At 52.6% G+C, this 20,695-nt stretch carries 15 protein-coding genes and 1 pseudogene; 10 read left to right on the top strand and 6 right to left on the bottom strand.

Features of this window, described 5'->3' with window-relative positions; genetic code table 11:
* The first annotated feature begins 48 nt into the window (after positions 1–48).
* From feoA to LG381_RS02595, 5 genes and pseudogenes are all read left to right on the top strand, one after another.
* Entirely contained in the window at positions 49–276 is a 228-nt protein-coding gene (feoA, locus tag LG381_RS02575) for a ferrous iron transporter A (RefSeq protein ID WP_001200455.1), read from the top strand.
* Between the two features lie 16 nt (positions 277–292).
* Entirely contained in the window at positions 293–2,614 is a 2,322-nt protein-coding gene (gene feoB, locus LG381_RS02580; RefSeq protein ID WP_000737001.1) for a Fe(2+) transporter permease subunit FeoB, read from the top strand.
* 10 nt (positions 2,615–2,624) lie between these two features.
* Complete coding sequence (gene feoC, locus LG381_RS02585; RefSeq protein WP_000157593.1) at positions 2,625–2,861, top strand: [Fe-S]-dependent transcriptional repressor FeoC; 237 nt, start codon at positions 2,625–2,627, stop codon at positions 2,859–2,861.
* Positions 2,862–3,064: 203 nt separating this feature from the next.
* Entirely contained in the window at positions 3,065–3,958 is an 894-nt protein-coding gene (gene rpnA, locus LG381_RS02590; protein ID WP_105281187.1) for a recombination-promoting nuclease RpnA, read from the top strand.
* Positions 3,959–4,029: 71 nt separating this feature from the next.
* Positions 4,030–4,146: pseudogene (locus LG381_RS02595) on the top strand (transposase); the annotation flags it as partial.
* A 31-nt stretch (positions 4,147–4,177) separates the two neighbouring features.
* Here the strand turns inward: LG381_RS02595 and bioH are convergent.
* On the bottom strand, positions 4,178–4,948 hold the full coding sequence (gene bioH / locus LG381_RS02600) for a pimeloyl-ACP methyl ester esterase BioH (protein WP_001060058.1): 771 nt from the start codon (positions 4,946–4,948) through the stop codon (positions 4,178–4,180).
* Between the two features lie 37 nt (positions 4,949–4,985).
* Here bioH and gntX point away from each other — a divergent pair, with 37 nt between their 5' ends.
* The 3 genes from gntX (at position 4,986) to gntT (ending at position 7,962) form a co-directional block, all read left to right on the top strand.
* The gene (gene gntX, locus LG381_RS02605; RefSeq protein WP_010348483.1) at positions 4,986–5,669 is read left to right on the top strand and encodes a DNA utilization protein GntX; all 684 of its coding nucleotides are present in this window, start codon (positions 4,986–4,988) and stop codon (positions 5,667–5,669) included.
* A 58-nt stretch (positions 5,670–5,727) separates the two neighbouring features.
* Complete coding sequence (nfuA, locus tag LG381_RS02610) at positions 5,728–6,303, top strand: Fe-S biogenesis protein NfuA (RefSeq protein WP_000619389.1); 576 nt, start codon at positions 5,728–5,730, stop codon at positions 6,301–6,303.
* A gap of 342 nt (positions 6,304–6,645) precedes the next feature.
* Positions 6,646–7,962, top strand: a complete 1,317-nt coding sequence (gene gntT, locus LG381_RS02615) for a gluconate transporter (protein ID WP_001131744.1) — start codon at positions 6,646–6,648, stop codon at positions 7,960–7,962.
* A 101-nt stretch (positions 7,963–8,063) separates the two neighbouring features.
* Here gntT and malQ read toward each other — a convergent pair whose 3' ends face one another.
* Both malQ and malP read right to left on the bottom strand, forming a co-directional pair.
* A complete protein-coding gene (malQ, locus tag LG381_RS02620) occupies positions 8,064–10,148 on the bottom strand; it encodes a 4-alpha-glucanotransferase (protein ID WP_225761986.1) in 2,085 nt (694 codons plus the stop codon).
* 9 nt (positions 10,149–10,157) lie between these two features.
* The gene (malP, locus tag LG381_RS02625; protein ID WP_225761987.1) at positions 10,158–12,551 is read right to left on the bottom strand and encodes a maltodextrin phosphorylase; all 2,394 of its coding nucleotides are present in this window, start codon (positions 12,549–12,551) and stop codon (positions 10,158–10,160) included.
* Between the two features lie 623 nt (positions 12,552–13,174).
* On the opposite strand from malP, the gene malT reads away from it, so the two are divergent.
* Entirely contained in the window at positions 13,175–15,880 is a 2,706-nt protein-coding gene (gene malT, locus LG381_RS02630) for an HTH-type transcriptional regulator MalT (RefSeq protein ID WP_032226671.1), read from the top strand.
* Positions 15,881–15,922: 42 nt separating this feature from the next.
* On the opposite strand, the gene rtcA is transcribed toward malT, so the two are convergent.
* Together rtcA and rtcB are read right to left on the bottom strand one after the other, a co-directional pair.
* Positions 15,923–16,939 (bottom strand): RNA 3'-terminal phosphate cyclase, encoded by a 1,017-nt coding sequence (gene rtcA, locus LG381_RS02635; protein ID WP_225761988.1) that lies wholly within the window; start codon positions 16,937–16,939, stop codon positions 15,923–15,925.
* A gap of 3 nt (positions 16,940–16,942) precedes the next feature.
* The gene (gene rtcB / locus LG381_RS02640) at positions 16,943–18,169 is read right to left on the bottom strand and encodes an RNA-splicing ligase RtcB (RefSeq protein ID WP_225761989.1); all 1,227 of its coding nucleotides are present in this window, start codon (positions 18,167–18,169) and stop codon (positions 16,943–16,945) included.
* 186 nt (positions 18,170–18,355) lie between these two features.
* Between rtcB and rtcR the strand changes: the two genes are divergently transcribed.
* The gene (gene rtcR / locus LG381_RS02645) at positions 18,356–19,954 is read left to right on the top strand and encodes a DNA-binding transcriptional regulator RtcR (RefSeq protein WP_225761990.1); all 1,599 of its coding nucleotides are present in this window, start codon (positions 18,356–18,358) and stop codon (positions 19,952–19,954) included.
* Here rtcR and LG381_RS02650 read toward each other — a convergent pair.
* Complete coding sequence (locus LG381_RS02650) at positions 19,936–20,694, bottom strand: DeoR/GlpR family transcriptional regulator (RefSeq protein ID WP_000815101.1); 759 nt, start codon at positions 20,692–20,694, stop codon at positions 19,936–19,938. The two genes, rtcR and LG381_RS02650, sit on opposite strands and share 19 nt — an antisense overlap.
* Position 20,695: the final 1 nt, after the last annotated feature.

The raw sequence follows: 20,695 nt of genomic DNA on the forward strand, positions 1-20,695 counted from the left end.
ACGCCCCATGAGGTAGTTATCCAGTTAATGAGAAACAAGTAGGCACCTATGCAATACACTCCAGATACTGCGTGGAAAATCACTGGCTTTTCCCGTGAAATCAGCCCGGCATATCGTCAGAAGCTGCTTTCTCTTGGCATGTTACCTGGCTCCTCTTTTAATGTGGTGCGCGTCGCTCCACTCGGTGATCCCATTCATATCGAAACTCGCCGTGTGAGCCTGGTATTACGGAAAAAAGATCTGGCCTTATTAGAAGTGGAAGCGGTTTCCTGTTAATACGGTGAGAATAACAATGAAAAAATTAACCATTGGCTTAATTGGTAATCCAAATTCTGGCAAGACAACCTTATTTAACCAGCTCACCGGCGCACGTCAGCGTGTAGGAAACTGGGCTGGCGTTACCGTCGAACGTAAAGAGGGTCAGTTCTCCACCACCGATCATCAGGTCACCCTGGTTGACCTGCCCGGCACCTATTCTCTGACCACCATCTCATCGCAAACTTCGCTTGATGAGCAAATCGCCTGTCACTACATTTTGAGTGGCGACGCCGATCTGCTGATTAACGTGGTGGATGCGTCTAACCTTGAGCGTAACCTGTACCTGACGCTGCAACTGCTGGAGCTCGGCATTCCCTGCATCGTGGCGCTGAACATGCTCGACATTGCCGAGAAGCAAAATATTCGCATTGAAATTGATGCGCTGTCGGCACGTCTTGGCTGCCCGGTGATCCCGCTGGTTTCCACGCGTGGTCGCGGTATTGAAGCCCTGAAACTGGCAATTGACCGCTATAAAGCCAACGAGAATGTAGAACTGGTGCATTACGCACAGCCGCTAATCAATGAAGCCGATGCGCTGGCGAAAGTGATGCCGTCAGACATCCCGCTGAAACATCGCCGCTGGCTGGGTCTGCAAATGCTGGAAGGCGATATCTACAGCCGCGCCTACGCCGGTGAAGCGTCGCAGCATCTGGATGCAGCCCTCGCCCGTCTGCGTAATGAGATGGACGATCCGGCGCTGCACATTGCCGATGCGCGTTACCAGTGTATTGCTGCCATCTGCGATGTGGTGAGCAATACCCTGACGGCAGAACCCAGCCGTTTCACCACGGCAGTAGATAAAATCGTGCTCAACCGATTCCTCGGTCTGCCAATTTTCCTCTTTGTGATGTATCTGATGTTCCTGCTGGCTATCAACATCGGCGGGGCGTTACAGCCGCTGTTTGACGTCGGTTCCGTGGCACTCTTTGTGCATGGTATTCAGTGGATTGGCTACACGCTCCACTTCCCTGACTGGCTGACTATCTTCCTCGCCCAGGGGCTGGGTGGCGGTATTAACACCGTTCTGCCACTGGTGCCGCAGATCGGCATGATGTACCTGTTCCTCTCCTTCCTCGAGGACTCCGGGTATATGGCGAGAGCGGCATTTGTGATGGACCGTCTGATGCAAGCGTTGGGTCTGCCAGGGAAATCCTTTGTGCCGTTGATCGTTGGCTTCGGTTGTAACGTACCGTCGGTGATGGGTGCGCGCACTCTTGATGCTCCGCGTGAACGTCTGATGACTATCATGATGGCGCCATTTATGTCCTGCGGTGCTCGTCTGGCAATCTTCGCAGTATTTGCTGCCGCGTTCTTCGGGCAGAATGGCGCGCTGGCTGTGTTCTCACTGTATGTCATCGGTATTGTGATGGCGGTACTGACGGGTCTGATGCTCAAATACACCATTATGCGCGGTGAAGCGACGCCGTTTGTCATGGAGCTACCGGTCTATCACGTACCACACATTAAGAGTCTGATTATCCAGACCTGGCAGCGTTTGAAAGGCTTCGTTCTGCGCGCCGGTAAAGTGATTATCATCGTCAGCATTTTCCTGAGCGCATTCAACAGCTTCTCGCTGAGTGGGAAAATCGTCGATAACATCAACGACTCGGCGCTGGCCTCTGTCAGCCGCGTGATCACTCCAGTCTTCAAGCCGATTGGCGTGCATGAAGATAACTGGCAGGCAACGGTTGGACTGTTTACTGGCGCAATGGCGAAAGAAGTGGTGGTGGGTACTCTCAACACCCTCTATACCGCAGAAAACATTCAGGACGAAGAGTTCAATCCGGCGGAATTTAACCTCGGTGAAGAGCTGTTCAGCGCGGTAGATGAAACCTGGCAGAGCCTGAAAGACACCTTCAGCCTTAGCGTACTGATGAACCCAATTGAAGCCAGCAAAGGCGACGGCGAAATGGGTACTGGGGCAATGGGCGTGATGGATGAGAAATTCGGTAGCGCGGCGGCTGCTTACAGCTATCTGATATTCGTCCTGCTGTATGTACCTTGCATTTCGGTGATGGGAGCCATTGCCCGTGAATCAAGCCGTGGCTGGATGGGCTTCTCCATCCTGTGGGGGCTGAATATCGCTTACTCGCTGGCAACATTGTTCTATCAGGTCGCCAGCTACAGCCAGCACCCAACTTACAGCCTGGTGTGCATTCTGGCGGTTGTCCTGTTTAACATCGTGGTTATTGGCCTGCTGCGCCGCGCGCGTAGTCGAGTCGATATCGAACTACTGGCAAGCCGCAAAACGGTAAGCAGTTGCTGCGCAGCCAGCACCACTGGCGATTGCCACTAAGGACACGGCAATGGCTTCGCTCATTCAGGTGCGTGATTTGCTGGCGTTACGGGGTCGTATGGAAGCGACCCAGATCAGCCAGACGCTGAACACCCCGCAGCCGATGATTAACGCTATGCTGCAACAGCTGGAAAATATGGGCAAAGCGGTACGGATTCAGGAAGAACCTGATGGCTGCCTCTCTGGCAGTTGTAAAAGCTGCCCGGAAGGAAAAGCCTGTCTGCGTGAGTGGTGGATGCTGCGTTAACCTTGTTTCATCGTTCGTTTTGAAAAGCCCGGTATGCATTAGCTACCGGGCTTTTTTGCGTGCGGCTTTCCATAAAAATGCAACTCTTGCAGCATGGAGTAAGTTCCTCTGAAAGCGTCTCGCAGGGATGAAAACTTGCTGATGCACAGCCGTGGAGTGGCGCGTAAAGTCGCGGCATTCAAAAAAACAGGTGAAGGAACGCCATGAGCAAAAAACAGAGTTCCACCCCACACGATGCGCTGTTCAAACTCTTTTTACGCCAACCGGACACGGCACGCGATTTTCTTGCGTTCCATTTACCGGCACCCATCCACGCGCTCTGTGATATGAAAACCCTCAAGCTGGAGTCGAGCAGCTTTATCGATGACGATCTGCGTGAAAGCTATTCCGACGTGCTGTGGTCGGTGAAAACGGAGCAAGGGCCAGGATATATCTATTGCCTGATTGAACATCAAAGCACCTCAAACAGACTGATCGCATTTCGCATGATGCGTTATGCCATTGCCGCAATGCAAAACCACCTTGATGCAGGATACAAAACGTTGCCGATGGTCGTACCGTTGTTGTTTTACCACGGCATTGAAAGCCCCTATCCCTATTCGCTGTGTTGGCTGGATTGTTTCGCCGATCCTAAACTGGCAAGGCAGCTTTATGCCTCGGCATTTCCGCTGATTGATATCACCGTCATGCCTGATGATGAAATCATGCAGCACCGACGCATGGCGCTGCTGGAGTTAATTCAAAAACATATTCGTCAACGCGACCTGATGGGGCTGGTAGAGCAAATGGCTTGCTTATTAAGTAGTGGGTACGCTAATGACAGACAAATCAAAGGGCTGTTTAATTACATACTACAAACTGGCGATGCGGTACGTTTTAACGATTTTATCGACGGCGTTGCCGAACGTTCACCGAAACACAAGGAAAGTTTAATGACTATTGCGGAAAGATTGCGGCAGGAAGGGTTTCAGAACGGTATACGTACCAACGCCCTAAATATTGCCAAAACCATGCTGGATGCCGGAGTCTCTCTTGAGGACGTTCTGCGATTTACCAGCCTGACGGTTGAAGACCTTGCTGAAATAGATCATCAATAACGTAAAGGATGGTTTTAATGACAGATGCACAAAGAGAATATCTTATTAGTTACCTGATTGGTTATTTATTGGGTCGACGCCTGGAAGCCCTGGATATCGCCAAAAGAATGCTGTAATCCGGAGTCCCTCTTGCAGATATCATGCGCTTTACCGGGGTGTCAGAAGAAGAGTTGGCTGCGGCGAGTCAGGAAAGTTCTGTCTCGCCATTTCTAAAGCCACCTACACCCTCTGCTTCAACGCTACCAGCTGCTGACAAAACTCGTCTGGATGCGAAATAAACGGCGCATGAGCCGCTTTGGCGAAGATATATGATTCGCTGTGCGGCCAGAGTTCATCCAGCATCGGCACTACTTTGCGCGGCACCAGACCGTCGAGATAACCATACAATCGCAAAAACGGCATTGGTACATTTTGCAGCGGATAACGAAGATCGACCGTTTTCAGGATTTCCAGCCCACCATTGAGCACGTCAACCTCCGGCATCGGTAATGCCAGAACGGTTTTCTTCAGCGCCCGCGCATCCTGGCGCGCCGTTTCTGTCCCCATGGTTTGCAACGCAAGGAAACGCTCCACCGTACGCTGAAAATCTTCACTTAGCTGCTGCTGGAAACCCGCCAGCACATCCGGTTTTATCCCCGGCCACCCATCACGGGCACTAAAACATGGCGACGATGCTACAGTGACCAGCGCCTGAACACGCTCGGGATAGGCTAATGCAATCTGACTTGCCACCAGCCCGCCCAAGCTCCAGCCTAACCAAATGGCTTTATCCGGTGCCTGTTGCAGCACGACATCAGCCATGTCAGCAAGCGACATCGCACCAAATCCCTGACTGCGCCCGAAGCCAGGCAGATCAACAAGATGTAACGTAAAATGCGAGCTAAGTTCCTCGTCAATGCAACGCCACACTTCGGCATTCAGTCCCCATCCGTGCAGCAGCACAAGATGAACATTCCCCTGACCTTTGGTCTGCCACCAGATGTTATTCATCCGCTATTGTTCTCTTTTCACTTACAAGGATGAACATATGCTAACAGTACCGGGATTATGCTGGCTATGCCGAATGCCGCTGGCGCTAGGTCATTGGGGGATTTGTTCGGTCTGCTCCCGCGCCGCACGTACAGATAAAATGCTATGCCCGCAATGTGGATTACCAGCTACACACTCGTATCTCCCCTGTGGTCGTTGCCTGCAAAAACCACCGCCGTGGCAAAGACTGGTAACCATCGCCAATTATGCGCCGCCGTTAAGCCCGCTCATCCACCAGCTTAAGTTTTCCCGCCGCAGTGAAATCGCCAGTGCGCTAGCACGTTTGTTACTATTGGAAGTCTTACACGCCCGTCGCACCAGCGAATTACATCTGCCGGATCGCATCGTCAGTGTCCCGCTATGGCGGCATCGCCACTGGCGTCGGGGATTTAATCAGAGCGATTTGCTGTGTCAGCCGTTATCACGCTGGTTGCACTGCCAATGGGATAGCGAAGCCGTCACACGAACAAGAGCCACTGCGCCCCAGCATTTTCTCAACGCCCGTCTGCGCAAGCGCAACCTGAAAAATGCCTTTCGCCTTGAATTGCCCGTGCAAGGTCTCCATATGGTGATTGTGGATGATGTCGTTACCACCGGAAGTACCGTCGCAGAGATTGCGCAGTTGCTTTTACGCAATGGTGCGGCGACTGTCCAGGTCTGGTGCCTTTGTCGAACCTTGTAGAGCCTCGATGATGGGCGTATTATAACCAACTAAAATAGTCAACTATTAGGCCATTACTATGATCCGTATTTCCGATGCTGCACAAGCGCACTTTGCCAAACTGCTGGCAAACCAGGAAGAAGGGACACAAATCCGCGTATTTGTGATTAACCCTGGCACACCTAACGCTGAATGTGGCGTTTCTTATTGTCCGCCTGACGCTGTAGAAGCCACCGACACCGCCCTGAAATTTGACCTGCTGACCGCGTATGTTGATGAGTTAAGCGCACCATACCTGGAAGATGCAGAGATCGACTTTGTTACCGACCAACTGGGTTCCCAGCTAACGCTGAAAGCACCGAACGCCAAAATGCGTAAAGTGGCTGACGATGCCCCGCTAATGGAGCGCGTGGAGTATATGCTGCAATCGCAGATTAACCCGCAGCTTGCCGGTCACGGTGGTCGCGTTTCGCTGATGGAAATCACCGAAGACGGTTACGCCATTCTACAATTTGGCGGCGGCTGTAACGGTTGTTCCATGGTCGACGTAACGCTGAAAGAAGGGATCGAAAAGCAGTTGCTGAACGAATTCCCGGAGCTGAAAGGTGTGCGCGATCTCACCGAACACCAGCGCGGCGAACACTCTTACTACTAAGTTATCCCCTCTTTTGTAGATTGCCCGATGCGACGCTAAAGCGTCTTATCGGGCTTTCGTTGTTCTTATGGCGCAGCTTTACTCCATCCCCTTCGTCTCCCCACGATAATATGACCAACCTCTCATAATTTAAATTTACCCCGCTCTGGTGATTCTCAAGCGCATTATGTTACCCGTATCATTCTCATGGGCACCAAACACACTCATAACATCTGACTACACTAATACGTTTTAGGGGTCATCAGCCGTGGTGCCGTTATATCTCTGTTCCCAGTTGGGACAACCAGGATTTGTCGTCAGAAACCTGACGTTACCCATAACAAATTAAAGGCCAGGTAAATCATGCCATTAGTCATTGTTGCTATCGGTGTAATCTTGTTATTACTCCTGATGATCCGCTTCAAAATGAACGGCTTCATCGCTCTCGTCCTCGTGGCGCTTGCTGTTGGATTAATGCAAGGGATGCCGCTGGATAAAGTTATTGGCTCTATCAAAGCCGGTGTCGGCGGGACGCTCGGTAGCCTTGCCCTGATCATGGGGTTTGGTGCGATGCTGGGCAAAATGCTGGCAGACTGTGGCGGCGCACAACGTATCGCCACCACGCTGATTGCCAAATTTGGTAAAAAACACATCCAGTGGGCGGTGGTATTAACCGGTTTTACCGTCGGTTTTGCCCTGTTCTATGAAGTAGGCTTTGTGCTGATGCTGCCGCTGGTATTCACCATCGCCGCTGCTGCAAATATCCCACTGCTGTATGTTGGTGTACCAATGGCGGCTGCACTGTCTGTTACCCACGGCTTCCTGCCGCCGCATCCGGGTCCGACTGCGATTGCCACCATCTTCCAGGCCGATATGGGTAAAACCCTGCTGTACGGTACTATTCTGGCGATCCCGACCGTGATTCTCGCGGGTCCGGTTTACGCTCGCGTGCTGAAAGGCATTGATAAGCCGATCCCGGAAGGTCTGTACAGCGCGAAAACCTTTAGCGAAGAAGAGATGCCGAGCTTTGGCGTCAGCGTCTGGACTTCTCTGGTGCCGGTTGTACTGATGGCAATGCGTGCCATCGCTGAAATGATCCTGCCGAAAGGTCACGCTTTCCTGCCGGTAGCCGAGTTCCTCGGTGACCCGGTAATGGCAACGCTGATTGCCGTACTGATCGCGATGTTCACCTTTGGTCTGAACCGTGGTCGTTCGATGGATCAGATTAACGACACGCTGGTTTCTTCAATCAAAATCATCGCGATGATGCTGCTAATCATCGGTGGTGGCGGTGCGTTCAAGCAGGTGCTGGTAGACAGCGGCGTGGACAAATACATTGCTTCCATGATGCACGAAACCAACATTTCTCCGCTGCTGATGGCGTGGTCTATTGCCGCAGTGCTGCGTATCGCGCTGGGTTCTGCAACCGTTGCGGCAATCACTGCGGGGGGTATCGCGGCACCGCTGATTGCAACGACAGGCGTTAGCCCGGAGCTGATGGTTATTGCGGTTGGTTCCGGTAGTGTGATTTTCTCTCACGTGAACGATCCGGGCTTCTGGCTGTTCAAAGAGTACTTTAACCTGACTATCGGCGAGACCATCAAATCCTGGTCGATGCTGGAAACCATTATCTCAGTGTGCGGTCTGGTAGGCTGTCTGCTGCTGAATATGGTGATTTGATAATACTGACTGCCGGATATGGCGTGAATGCCTTATCCGGCTGCTCTAATGAGTAGGCCGGATAAGACGCATCAAGCGTCGCATCCGGCATCAACCGCACTCTACTTCTTCTTCGCTGCCGCCCTGCGTCGTCTGTCCAAATCCTTCAGCAACTTGTTCACACCATCATCGGCAAACATCGTCTCAAGCGTCGCAGAAAGCTTGCGTCGCCAGTTTTTGTACTGGTAACTGGTGCCAGGAATATTTACAGGTTCCTCCATATCCAGCCAATCTTCTGGCTGTAGCCCTAACAGGGCACTGTTACTGTCGGCGATATAACGTTGCAAGCCACGATTAAGCGTCGGTGTCATCGACATTAGTGATGCCTTATGCCCGGCACGTTTTGGCAGACAGCCATATTTATGCAGCGCATCCAGCAGCCCTTGCTTCGCCAGTTCGCGATCCTGATACAAACCGCGCAGCACCACTTCATCCGGGTACAGCCCCAGTGTTTTGCCCAGCGTTAAATCCCCGCTCTCCCAGTAACCACGCAGCGTAGGCAGATCGTGTGTTGCCGCGACCGCCATCGACTGCTCCGGATACGCTTTTGGTGCGCGGAACGTCTTCTCGTGATCGCTTTCGAAATAGAGCACTTTGTAGGAGTAAACACCGCTACTGCGCAGCTTACCGACAATCTCTACCGGCACCGTACCAAGATCCTCGCCAATCACCATGCAGCGATGGCGTTTACTTTCCAGCGCCAGAATAGCGAGCAGATCATCCACCGGATAGTGGACATATGCCCCTTGATCCGCCGTTTCGCCATACGGTATCCACCACAAACGCAGCATCGACATTACATGGTCGATACGCAGCGCACCGCAGTTTTGCATGTTCGCGCGCAGTAGTTCGATAAAAGGTTCATAGGCGCGCGCGGTGATGATATGCGGATCCATCGGCGGCAATCCCCAGTTCTGCCCCAACGGGCCGAGGATATCCGGCGGCGCGCCAACCGACGCTTTCAGGCAATACAGTTCACGGTCGCACCAGGTTTCTGCCCCACCTTCCGCTACGCCAACCGCCAGATCACGGTACAAGCCAATCGGCATTTCATAGCCCTGGCTTATCTCCCAGCAGGCGGCAAACTGGCAGTAAGCCAGCCACTGCAACCAGAGATAAAAATCGACGTCATCACGATGTTCTTCGCAGAACTGACGCACTTCTGGTGAATCCACATTCTGGTACGCCTGCGGCCATGCTGGCCAACCCCAGCGCATTTCGTCCTCTTTAACTTGCTGTGCATGTAGCGCGTCAAACGCTGCCTGCCAGAACAAGCTATCGCCCTGCTCTGCAACAAACTGGCGAAACGCCGCCATCTGCTCATCATCACGTTGCGCGAAACCGTTCCACGCCATCCGCAATGCTGTCATTTTTAAAGCAGTAACCGTGGAGTAATCGACCCAGTCAGCATCCCGCGCCTGTTGCAGCGTCTGTTGCGTGGTCGGCATCTGCCACCAGGCCTGTGCCTCTTCGCTAAGATGGAAATCTTCAACGGCGTTAACGTCGATATAAACCACATTCAGCCAGCGGCGCGATGACGGACTATACGGGCTGGCGCTTTCAGGGTTTGCCGGATAGAGCGCATGAATCGGGTTCAGACCGATGAACGACCCGCCACGTTTTGCCACATCCACCAACATCGCTTTGAGATCGCCAAAATCCCCAATACCCCAGTTTTTTTCCGATCGCAGCGTATAAAGCTGAACGCAGGCACCCCACAGCTTTTGTTTATTCAGCAACGCCTGCGGTTCGTAACAGCGTTTCGGGGCGACAATCACCCGGCAATGCGCGCGCTGGTCGTCCTGAGTAAGCGTCAGCGTGTGATAACCTTCCGGCAGCTTCGTCGGTAGATTAAACGCTTTACCTCCCGTTACATGGCCTTTGTACTGCGTTCCTTCTTCGGTGGTCAGCAGCCAGCTATATTCGCCGCTGCCTTCTACCGCCATCGACATTTTTTTGCCGCTGGTATAAACCATGACATTCGGGACTGGCGTTACCGCCACTTTCGTGGCGGTACTTCGATGCATCGCGTCAAGCAAACGCCGTTTGGTTTCGGCGCCAATCGACTGCGGTTTACCGTGGGCATTGATGTAATTGGGGCTGATCCCCGCCGCCAGCGCGGCATTATCCAGACGTTTGCTTTCCATCGAGCTTCCTTAGCGTTTTGCCTGCCAGATACGAGCCTGATAATCGCGAATAGAGCGATCCGAGCTAAACATACCGCAGCGGGCGGTATTGAGGATCGCCGCGCGAGTCCAGGCCTCCTGGTCGCGGTACAGCACATCCACCTGCTTTTGTGCCTCTACATAGGCTGCGAAATCCGCCATCACCAGATACGGATCGCCGCCCTGTTTGCCTATACTGTGCAGCATCTGGTCGAAGGCATGTTTATCACCGTCGCTGTATTTACCGCTTTCCACCTCTTTCAATACGGCGTCCAGAACCTTATCTTTCTTCCGCCATTTCACCGGGTCGTAGCCTTTGGCCAGAATTGCCTTCACTTGTTCCACGGTATGACCAAAAATAAAGATGTTCTCTTCACCGACCTTTTCGGCAATTTCAACGTTCGCACCATCCAGCGTACCCACGGTTAACGCGCCGTTGAGCGCCAGTTTCATGTTGCCAGTGCCGGAAGCTTCTTTCCCTGCCGTGGAGATCTGCTCGGAGATATCCGCCGCTGGGATCAGTTTTTCCGCTGCTGAGACACAATAATCCGGCAGGAACACCACCTTCAGTTTGTCGCTAACCTGCGGATCGTTGTTGATCACATCAGCCACTTTATTGATCGCAAAGATAATATTCTTCGCCAGGTAGTAGCCCGGTGCCGCTTTCGCGCCGAAGAGGAAGACGCGCGGTACGCGATCAGCCTGCGGGTTTTCACGAATTTCTTTGTACAACGCCAGAATATGCAGCAGATTCAGGTGCTGGCGTTTGTACTCATGCAGACGTTTGATCTGAATATCGAAAATCGCCTGTGGATTGATCTCAATACCGGTACGGGCTTTCACAAACTCCGCCAGACGAACCTTATTCGCCTGTTTGATCTCGCGATATTGCTGACGGAATTTCGCGTCATCGGCGAATTTTTCCAGATGGATCAGTTGATCCAGATCGTTAACCCACTCTTTCTTCAGTGATTTATCCAGCAGCGCCGCCAGTGCCGGGTTGCACTGTTTGATCCAGCGACGTGGGGTAATGCCGTTAGTGACGTTATGGAATTTGTTCGGCCACAGCTGGTGGTATTCAGGGAACAAGTCTTTCACTACCAGATCCGAGTGCAACGCTGCCACACCGTTCACCGCAAAGCCGCTTACCACACACATATTGGCCATGCGAACCTGTTTGTCATACACAACTGCCAGCTTTGCCCACACCGCTTTATCGCCCGGCCAGGTTTTTTCCACCAGTTTCTTAAAGCGGTTGTTGATTTCGTTGATTATCTGCATATGGCGCGGCAGCAGGGCTTTTACCAGTTTCTCATCCCAGCATTCCAGAGCTTCTGGCATCAAAGTATGGTTGGTGTAAGCGAAAGTTTTGCTGGTGATTGCCCAGGCGTCATCCCAGCTCATCTGGTGCTCATCGATCAGCACGCGCAGCAGTTCTGGAATAGCGATAGTCGGGTGGGTATCGTTCAGTTGAATAACTTCATACTCTGCCAGTTCGTGCAGTTTACGCCCCGCCAGATGATGGCGACGCAGAATATCCGCCACCGAACAGGCGCACTGGAAGTATTGCTGCATCAGGCGCAGCTTTTTACCCGCAGTGTGGTTGTCGTTTGGATAGAGGACTTTGGTCAGTTTTTCAGCGTTGATGCCTTGTTGTTCGGCACGCAGGAAGTCACCGTCATTAAATTTGGTGAGATTGAACGGATGAGCATGAGTCGCCTGCCACAAACGCAGCGGCTGTGCTACACCGTTGTGGTAGCCCAACACTGGAAGATCCCACGCTTGCCCGGTAATGGTAAATTCCGGTTCCCAGCGCCCCTCTTTCGTCACTTTGCCGCCGATGCCCACCTGCACATCCAGAGCTTCGTTATGACTAAACCACGGGTAGCTACCGCGATGCCAGTCGTCTGGCGCTTCAGACTGTTTACCATCGACAAAGGATTGACGGAATAAACCATACTGATAGTTAAGACCATAGCCAGTGGCAGACTGCCCGACAGTCGCCATTGAGTCGAGGAAACACGCAGCCAGACGCCCCAGGCCACCGTTACCCAGCGCCGGGTCAATCTCTTCTTCTAACAGGTCAGTCAGGTTGATGTCATAAGGTTTCAGTGAATCCTGAACAGCCTGATACCAGCCGAGGTTTAACAGGTTGTTGCCCGTCAGACGCCCAATCAAAAACTCCATTGAGATGTAGTTAACATGGCGCTGATTCGCCGCCGGTTTAACGAAAGGCTGGGCTCGCAGCATTTCCGCCAGGGCTTCACTCACTGCCAACCACCACTGGCGAGGGGTCATCTCAGCCGCAGAAGTTAAACCATAACGCTGCCACTGGCGTGACAGTGCTTCCTGAAATTGCTTTTCATTAAAAATGGGTTGTGACATAGGAGTTCCAGTTTTCTTAGATATTAAACACAACGTTATCGTTAGTTTGCCAGGCTCCATGTTGACCTTCCTCATCCTACGGGGGATTAGGCGGGGAGGAGTGACGGGGATGAGCAAGAAAATGTGATCACGACCACTTAAAGGTAGTGCAATCAACTGCAAAAGTATCAGCTCAGTGCCAGAGAGCGCAGAAATCCTGCTATTAACAGTAAGAAATGGCCGTTGCGTATTATCAAAAAGCGGAAAGTAACTCTATAAATTAAGTAAAGCGGCGAAATAGTTTCAGCAATGAAATATCCATTGAGGGTCATCTCACTCTTAATAGATTTATTAAGATCAAGTTTTTAGATAGACCTTTCATCAGGAATTAAGGCGGTATCGTTGCTTTAATAAGGCTTTTGAACTGAAAGAAAACACCCTAAAATCCAGTATCCACGCTGCATTTGCGTTGTTTTAAGACGGAGTATTAATAAAGATTTGGAATTGTGACAGAGTGCAAATTCAGACACATAAAAAATCGTCATCGCTTGCATTGCACAGTTTTCTGACCGAACTTATAACTATTAATTACGAAGCGCAAAAAAAATAATATTTCCTCAATTTCCACAGTGAAGTGATTAACTATGCTGATTCCGTCAAAATTAAGTCGTCCGGTTCGACTCGACCATACTGTGGTTCGTGAGCGCCTGTTGGCTAAACTTTCCGGCGCGAACAACTTCAGGCTGGTGCTAATCACAAGTCCTGCGGGTTACGGAAAGACAACGCTCATATCCCAATGGGCGGCAGGAAAAAACGATTTGGGCTGGTACTCGCTTGATGAAGGCGATAACCAGCAAGAACGTTTCGCCAGCTATCTGATCGCCGCCGTGCAACAGGCAACCAGCGGTCACTGCGCCATCAGTGAAACAATGACGCAAAAACGGCAATATGCCAGTCTGACGTCACTATTTGCCCAGCTTTTCATCGAACTGGCGGAATGGCATAGTCCACTTTACCTGGTAATCGATGATTACCATTTGATCACCAATCCGGTGATCCACGAATCAATGCGCTTCTTCATTCGCCATCAACCAGAAAATCTCACTCTGGTGGTGCTGTCACGCAACCTTCCGCAGTTGGGCATTGCCAATCTGCGCGTGCGTGACCAACTATTGGAAATTGGCAGCCAGCAACTGACATTTACCCATCAGGAAGCGAAACAGTTCTTTGATTGCCGTCTGTCATCGCCGATTGAAGCCGCAGAAAGCAGCCGGATTTGCGATGACGTGTCCGGCTGGGCGACGGCGTTGCAGCTAATTGCGCTTTCAGCAAAGCAAAATACCCACTCAGCTCATAAATCAGCGCGTCGTCTGGCGGGCATCAATGCCAGTCATCTTTCTGATTATCTGGTCGATGAGGTGTTAGATAACGTTGATCTGGCCACTCGTCATTTCCTGCTAAAAAGCGCCATTTTGCGCTCGATGAATGATGCGCTAATCACCCGCGTGACCGGCGAAGAAAACGGGCAAATGCGTCTTGAGGAGATTGAGCGTCAGGGGCTGTTTTTGCAACGGATGGATGATACTGGCGAATGGTTCAGCTATCACCCGCTGTTTGGCAACTTCCTGCGCCAACGCTGCCAGTGGGAACTGGCGGCGGAATTGCCGGAAATCCACCGCGCCGCCGCAGAAAGCTGGATGGCGCAAGGTTTTCCCAGCGAAGCCATTCATCATGCGCTGGCGGCAGGCGACGCTTTGATGCTACGCGATATTCTGCTGAATCACGCCTGGAGTTTGTTCAACCACAGCGAACTGTCACTGCTGGAAGAGTCGCTTAAAGCCCTGCCGTGGGACAGCCTGTTGGAAAATCCACAACTAGTGTTGTTGCAGGCCTGGTTGATGCAAAGTCAGCATCGCTACGGTGAAGTAAATACCCTGCTGGCACGAGCCGAACACGAGATCCAGGGTATCAGGGAAGGCACCATGCACGCAGAATTTAACGCTCTGCGCGCCCAGGTCGCCATTAACGACGGTAATCCGGAAGAAGCCGAACGACTGGCAAAACTGGCACTGGAAGAACTGCCTCCGGGCTGGTTCTACAGCCGCATTGTCGCGACCTCTGTACTTGGCGAAGTGTTGCACTGTAAAGGTGAACTAACCCGCTCGCTGGCGCTTATGCAGCAAACCGAGCAAATGGCGCGCCAGCATGATGTCTGGCACTACGCCTTGTGGAGTTTAATCCAGCAAAGCGAAATTCTGTTTGCCCAGGGGTTCCTGCAAACTGCGTGGGAAACGCAGGAAAAAGCGTTCCAGTTGATTAACGAACAGCATCTGGAACAGTTGCCGATGCATGAGTTTCTGGTACGCATCCGTGCGCAACTGTTATGGGCATGGGCGCGCCTGGATGAAGCCGAAGCCTCGGCGCGTAGCGGGATCGAAGTTTTATCTTCTTATCAGCCTCAGCAACAGCTTCAGTGCCTGGCAATGTTAATTCAATGCTCGCTGGCTCGTGGCGATCTGGATAACGCCCGCAGCCAACTTAACCGCCTGGAAAACCTGCTGGGGAATGGCAAATATCACAGCGACTGGATCTCTAACGCCAACAAAGTTCGGGTGATTTACTGGCAAATGACTGGCGACAAAGCCGCCGCTGCCAACTGGTTGCGTCACACGGCCAAACCGGAGTTTGCGAACAACCACTTCCTGCAAGGCCAATGGCGCAACATTGCCCGTGCACAAATTTTGCTGGGCGAGTTTGAGCCTGCGGAAATTGTCCTCGAAGAACTCAACGAAAATGCCCGCAGTCTGCGGCTGATGAGCGACCTGAACCGCAACCTGCTGTTACTCAATCAGTTGTACTGGCAGGCCGGACGTAAAAGCGACGCTCAGCGCGTGTTGCTGGACGCATTAAAACTGGCGAATCGCACCGGATTTATCAGTCATTTTGTCATCGAAGGCGAAGCGATGGCGCAGCAGTTACGCCAGCTGATTCAACTCAATACGCTGCCGGAACTGGAACAGCACCGCGCGCAGCGTATCCTGCGGGAAATCAATCAACATCACCGACACAAGTTCGCTCACTTTGACGAGAGTTTTGTCGAACGTCTGCTAAATCACCCGGAAGTGCCGGAACTGATCCGCACCAGCCCATTGACCCAACGCGAATGGCAGGTACTGGGGCTGATTTACTCCGGTTACAGTAACGAACAAATTGCGGGCGAACTGGAAGTGGCAGCAACCACCATCAAAACGCATATCCGCAATCTGTATCAAAAACTCGGCGTTGCTCACCGTCAGGCTGCGGTACAGCACGCGCAGAAACTGCTGAAAATGATGGGATATGGGGTGTGAGTTTGGTCGGATAACGCACCTGATCCGACTTACCTCTCTGCATCATTCAACGCTAACCCGCGTTACGCCATCTGTTTCAGCCAGAGTAAACCGCACTGGCAAGAAACGCTCCACCACCGCGATATTGGTCAGCAGATGGCATGAGGGATGGGCGACCGTAAATTCCCCCGCGCCTGCCAGCGCCATCGGCAGCACCAACTGGTCTGCGAGATATTCCCCTACCGCAGCCGGGCTTGCCAGGTAGCGTTTAACCTCTTTCACCAGTTGGGCGGCGACCACTTCGGCACTGACGCGCTTTTCACCGACGACAAAAAAGCGTTCAGTGATATTTTCACTTTCGACTTCCAGCGAGACGGTATTTCCTGGCCCCTGCTCGCGCGGCAAGGAATGAATAGTCTGCTCATGCAGTGAAAAACTACCCGCCAGCGTAGCGATTTCACGCTCAGCAACATGGCGCGGCACACCAGCCAGTAGCACCTCTCCACGCATATGCACAATGTTTCCGCGCTCACCAAGTTGCAAGGTGTTAAACGATGCCACCGGCGTAACTTCCGTTGCCACCACACCGCCTCCGGCAGGGTAAAAACCGTGGCGCAACAGCGTTGTTTGCTGCTGAATCCCCATCCGCGCCAGCAGCGGTTCCAGCACCCGGCAGATAAAATCGGCAGGCGGCGCCGACGGGTTATCGGTGCCACCGCTCACTTCAACACGCGATGGCCCATCGGCAAACCACAGCGCGGGCAGCACCGTTTGCAGCACCAGCATACAACTTCCGGCACTGCCGATAGCAAAGCGGTAATCGCCGCCGCGCACGGTGCCGGGCCGGAAGACCAGGCGCTGCGATCCCAGCTCCACACCTTCAACCGTTGCATCGCTGATTTGCATCGCCGCTTTTACCGCCGTCAGATGCTGGCGCAACAGCCCCGCTTTCGCCCGCCCGGCACGAATGCCGGTGATGGTGAACGGTTTACCGGTTATCATCGACAGGCTCAGCGCCGAGCGCAGGATCTGCCCGCCGCCTTCACCCTGTGCGCCATCCAGCGCAATTATCCTTTTCATTATTTATCCTTTTACGCACACTACCTGACGCAGGGTGTAAACCACTTCCACCAGATCGCTTTGCGCCGCCATCACCGCATCAATATCTTTATACGCCATCGGGATTTCGTCGATCACTTCGGCATCTTTACGGCATTCCACATGCGCGGTGGCACGAATCTGATCTTCCACACTAAACAATTTTTTCGCTTTGGTACGGCTCATTACCCGCCCGGCACCGTGGCTGCATGAGCAAAATGACTCTTCATTTCCCAGCCCGCGCACGATAAAGCTTTTCGCGCCCATCGACCCAGGAATAATTCCGTACTGCCCGGCACGCGCAGATACCGCGCCTTTACGCGTCACATAGATCTCTTCGCCAAAGTGCTGTTCTTTTTGCACATAGTTGTGGTGACAGTTGATCTCTTCCATCGCCAGAGTTTGCGGCAGTCTTACCGTTTTCTGCGTGATGCTCTGCAACGCCGTTACTACGTTTTCCATCATTGCATCGCGGTTAAGGCTGGCAAAAAGCTGCGCCCATGCCACGGCTTTCAGGTAATCGTCAAAATATTCCGTACCTTCCATAAAGTACGCCAGGTCACGCGACGGCAACGTTTCAAGCTGTTCCTGCATCTCTTTTTGCGCCAGATCGATAAAGTAAGTTCCGATGGCGTTACCGATTCCGCGTGAACCGGAGTGCAGCATAATCCACACCTGATCCGACTCATCAAGGCAGATTTCAATAAAGTGGTTGCCGGTTCCCAGCGTTCCCAGGTGTTTGTAGTTATTAGTGTTCAGGAAACGCGGATATTTTTGCGTTAACCACTGATAACCCGCTTCCAGCTCGGCCCATTTAGCATCGACGTTAGCCGGCGGATTTTCCCATGCGCCTTTATCACGTTTACAACGCCCGGTAGTACGCCCGTGTGGTACGGCAGTTTCAATCGACTGGCGCAACTCCGCCAGGTTTTCAGGCAGATCCGCCGCCGTTAACGCGGTACGCAGCGCATTCATTCCACAGCCAATATCCACACCTACCGCCGCCGGGATAATCGCCCCTTTCGTTGGGATCACGCTACCAATGGTGGAACCTTTTCCCAGGTGCACATCAGGCATTACCGCAATATGTCTGAAAATAAACGGCATTTTCGCTGTATTTATCAATTGCTGACGCGCATCGGCTTCTACCGGCACGCCTTTGGTCCACATTTTTACCGGGGCATTTTCAGTGGTCAGTAATTCGTAATTCATTTTGTTTTTCTCGTTTCGTTGTTTGCTGTCCATAATTGCAACCGTCGTGCCAAAAAATTAAATCAGCAAATTAAATTTATAATTGATTGTTTTTGTTTAATTAAAAGTACAAAGTCCGTAAACGGAGATTTTCTATAAAGTCACTTACCCGATAATGAAATATCGTCTTTTATAAGGATATCTAAGATGCGTAAAACAGTGGCTTTTGGCTTTGTCGGAACCGTACTGGATTATGCCGGGCGTGGCAGCCAACGCTGGTCGAAATGGCGCCCGACGCTCTGTTTATGTCAGCAAGAATCGTTGGTCATCGACCGGCTGGAATTGTTGCACGACGCCCGCTCACGCTCGCTGTTTGAAACGCTTAAACGCGATATCGCCAGCGTTTCGCCAGAAACAGAAGTGGTGGGCGTTGAGATAGAACTGCATAACCCGTGGGATTTCGAAGAGGTTTACGCCTGCCTGCATGATTTCGCCCGTCATTACACGTTTCAACCTGATAAAGAAGACTATTTAATTCACATCACCACCGGCACCCACGTCGCGCAGATTTGTTGGTTTCTGCTGGCAGAAGCACGTTACCTGCCCGCCCGACTGGCGCAAACTTCACCACCACGCAAAAAAGAACAGCCCGATAGCCCAGGCGCGGTGACGATTATCGATCTCGATTTAAGCCGTTATAACGCGATTGCCAGCCGCTTTGCCGAGGAACGCCAGCAAACGCTTGATTTTCTTAAGTCCGGCATTGCCACGCGTAACCCCCACTTCAACCGCATGATTGAGCAGATTGAAAAAGTGGCGATTAAATCCCGCGCACCGATCCTGCTTAACGGCCCGACCGGCGCGGGTAAGTCGTTTCTGGCACGACGCATTTTCGAATTAAAACAGGCGCGGCATCAGTTTAGCGGCGCGTTTGTAGAAGTGAACTGCGCCACCCTGCGCGGCGATACCGCCATGTCGGCGCTGTTTGGTCATGTGAAAGGCGCGTTTACCGGGGCGCGGGAATCGCGGGAAGGTTTGTTACGCAGCGCCAACGGCGGAATGTTGTTTCTTGATGAGATTGGCGAACTGGGCGCAGACGAACAGGCAATGCTGCTAAAAGCCATTGAAGAGAAAACCTTTTACCCATTTGGCAGCGATCGCCAGGTGAACAGTGATTTTCAGCTTATCGCCGGAACGGTGCGCGATTTGCGCCAGTTGGTTGCCGAAGGGAAATTTCGCGAAGACCTGTACGCGCGGATCAATCTCTGGACCTTCACCCTACCAGGACTGCGCCAGCGTCAGGAGGATATCGAGCCTAATCTGGATTATGAAGTGGAGCGCCACGCCTCACTCACCGGTGACAGCGTGCGTTTTAACACCGAAGCGCGGCGTGCCTGGCTGACCTTTGCGACATCTCCCCAGGCGACATGGCGCGGTAACTTTCGCGAGCTTTCTGCCAGCGTTACGCGCATGGCAACCTTTGCCACTAGCGGACGCATCACTCTGGAAGTGGTGGAAGATGAGATTAACCGTCTGCGCTACAACTGGCAGGAAAGCCGCCCTTCGGCGCTTACAGCGTTGCTGGGCGCGGAGATGGAAAACATCGATCTCTTTGACCGCATACAACTGGAAAACGTTATCGCTGTCTGCCGTCAGGCAAAGTCGCTTTCTGCTGCCGGACGTCAGCTTTTTGACGTTTCGCGCCAGGGCAAAGCCAGCGTCAATGACGCAGATCGGCTACGCAAATACCTGGCGCGTTTTGGTCTGACGTGGGAAGCCGTGCAGGATCAGCACAGCTCCAGTTGAATATGGTGGTCCGTCAGCACCTGCATCACGCCCGCAGGGGGCATGGTGTCGGTGTAGACGGCATCGACCATGCTGATACTGCCCATATTGACCATTGCGTTACGACCAAATTTCGAGTGATCGACAACCAGCATGACGTGGCGCGAGTTCTCAATAATGGCGCGTTTGGTGCGAACTTCGTGGTAATCGAACTCCAGCAACGAGCCGTCGCTGTCAATGCCGCTGATCCCCAGAATGCCGAAGTCGAGGCGGAACTGGGAGATAAAATCGAGCGTTGCTTCGCCAATGATCCCGCCATCGCGGCTGCGTAATTCGCCACCGGCGAGAATAATGCGGAAATCTTCTTTCACCATCAGCGTGTTAGCGACGTTGAGATTATTGGTGACAATGCGCAAATTGCTGTGATTAAGCAGCGCGTGCGCCACCGCTTCCGGCGTGGTGCCGATATCGATAAACAGCGTTGAACCGTTGGGGATTTGCTCCGCCACTTTGCGGGCGATGCGCTCTTTTTCTTCGGTCTGGGTGGCTTTACGATCGTGCCACGGCGTGTTAACCGAACTGGAAGGCAGCGCCGCACCGCCATGATGGCGCAGGATCAGATTTTGCTCTGCCAGCTCGTTGAGGTCGCGGCGAATAGTCTGCGGGCTGACGGAGAAATGCTCTACCAGCTCTTCGGTACTGACATAACCCTGCTGTTTAACCAGTTCAATAATACCGTTGTGACGTTGTGTTTGTTTCATT

It is taken from the genome of Escherichia sp. Marseille-Q3837, from assembly GCF_916618735.1.
In the GTDB taxonomy this organism is placed as follows: Bacteria; Pseudomonadota; Gammaproteobacteria; order Enterobacterales; family Enterobacteriaceae; genus Escherichia; species Escherichia ruysiae.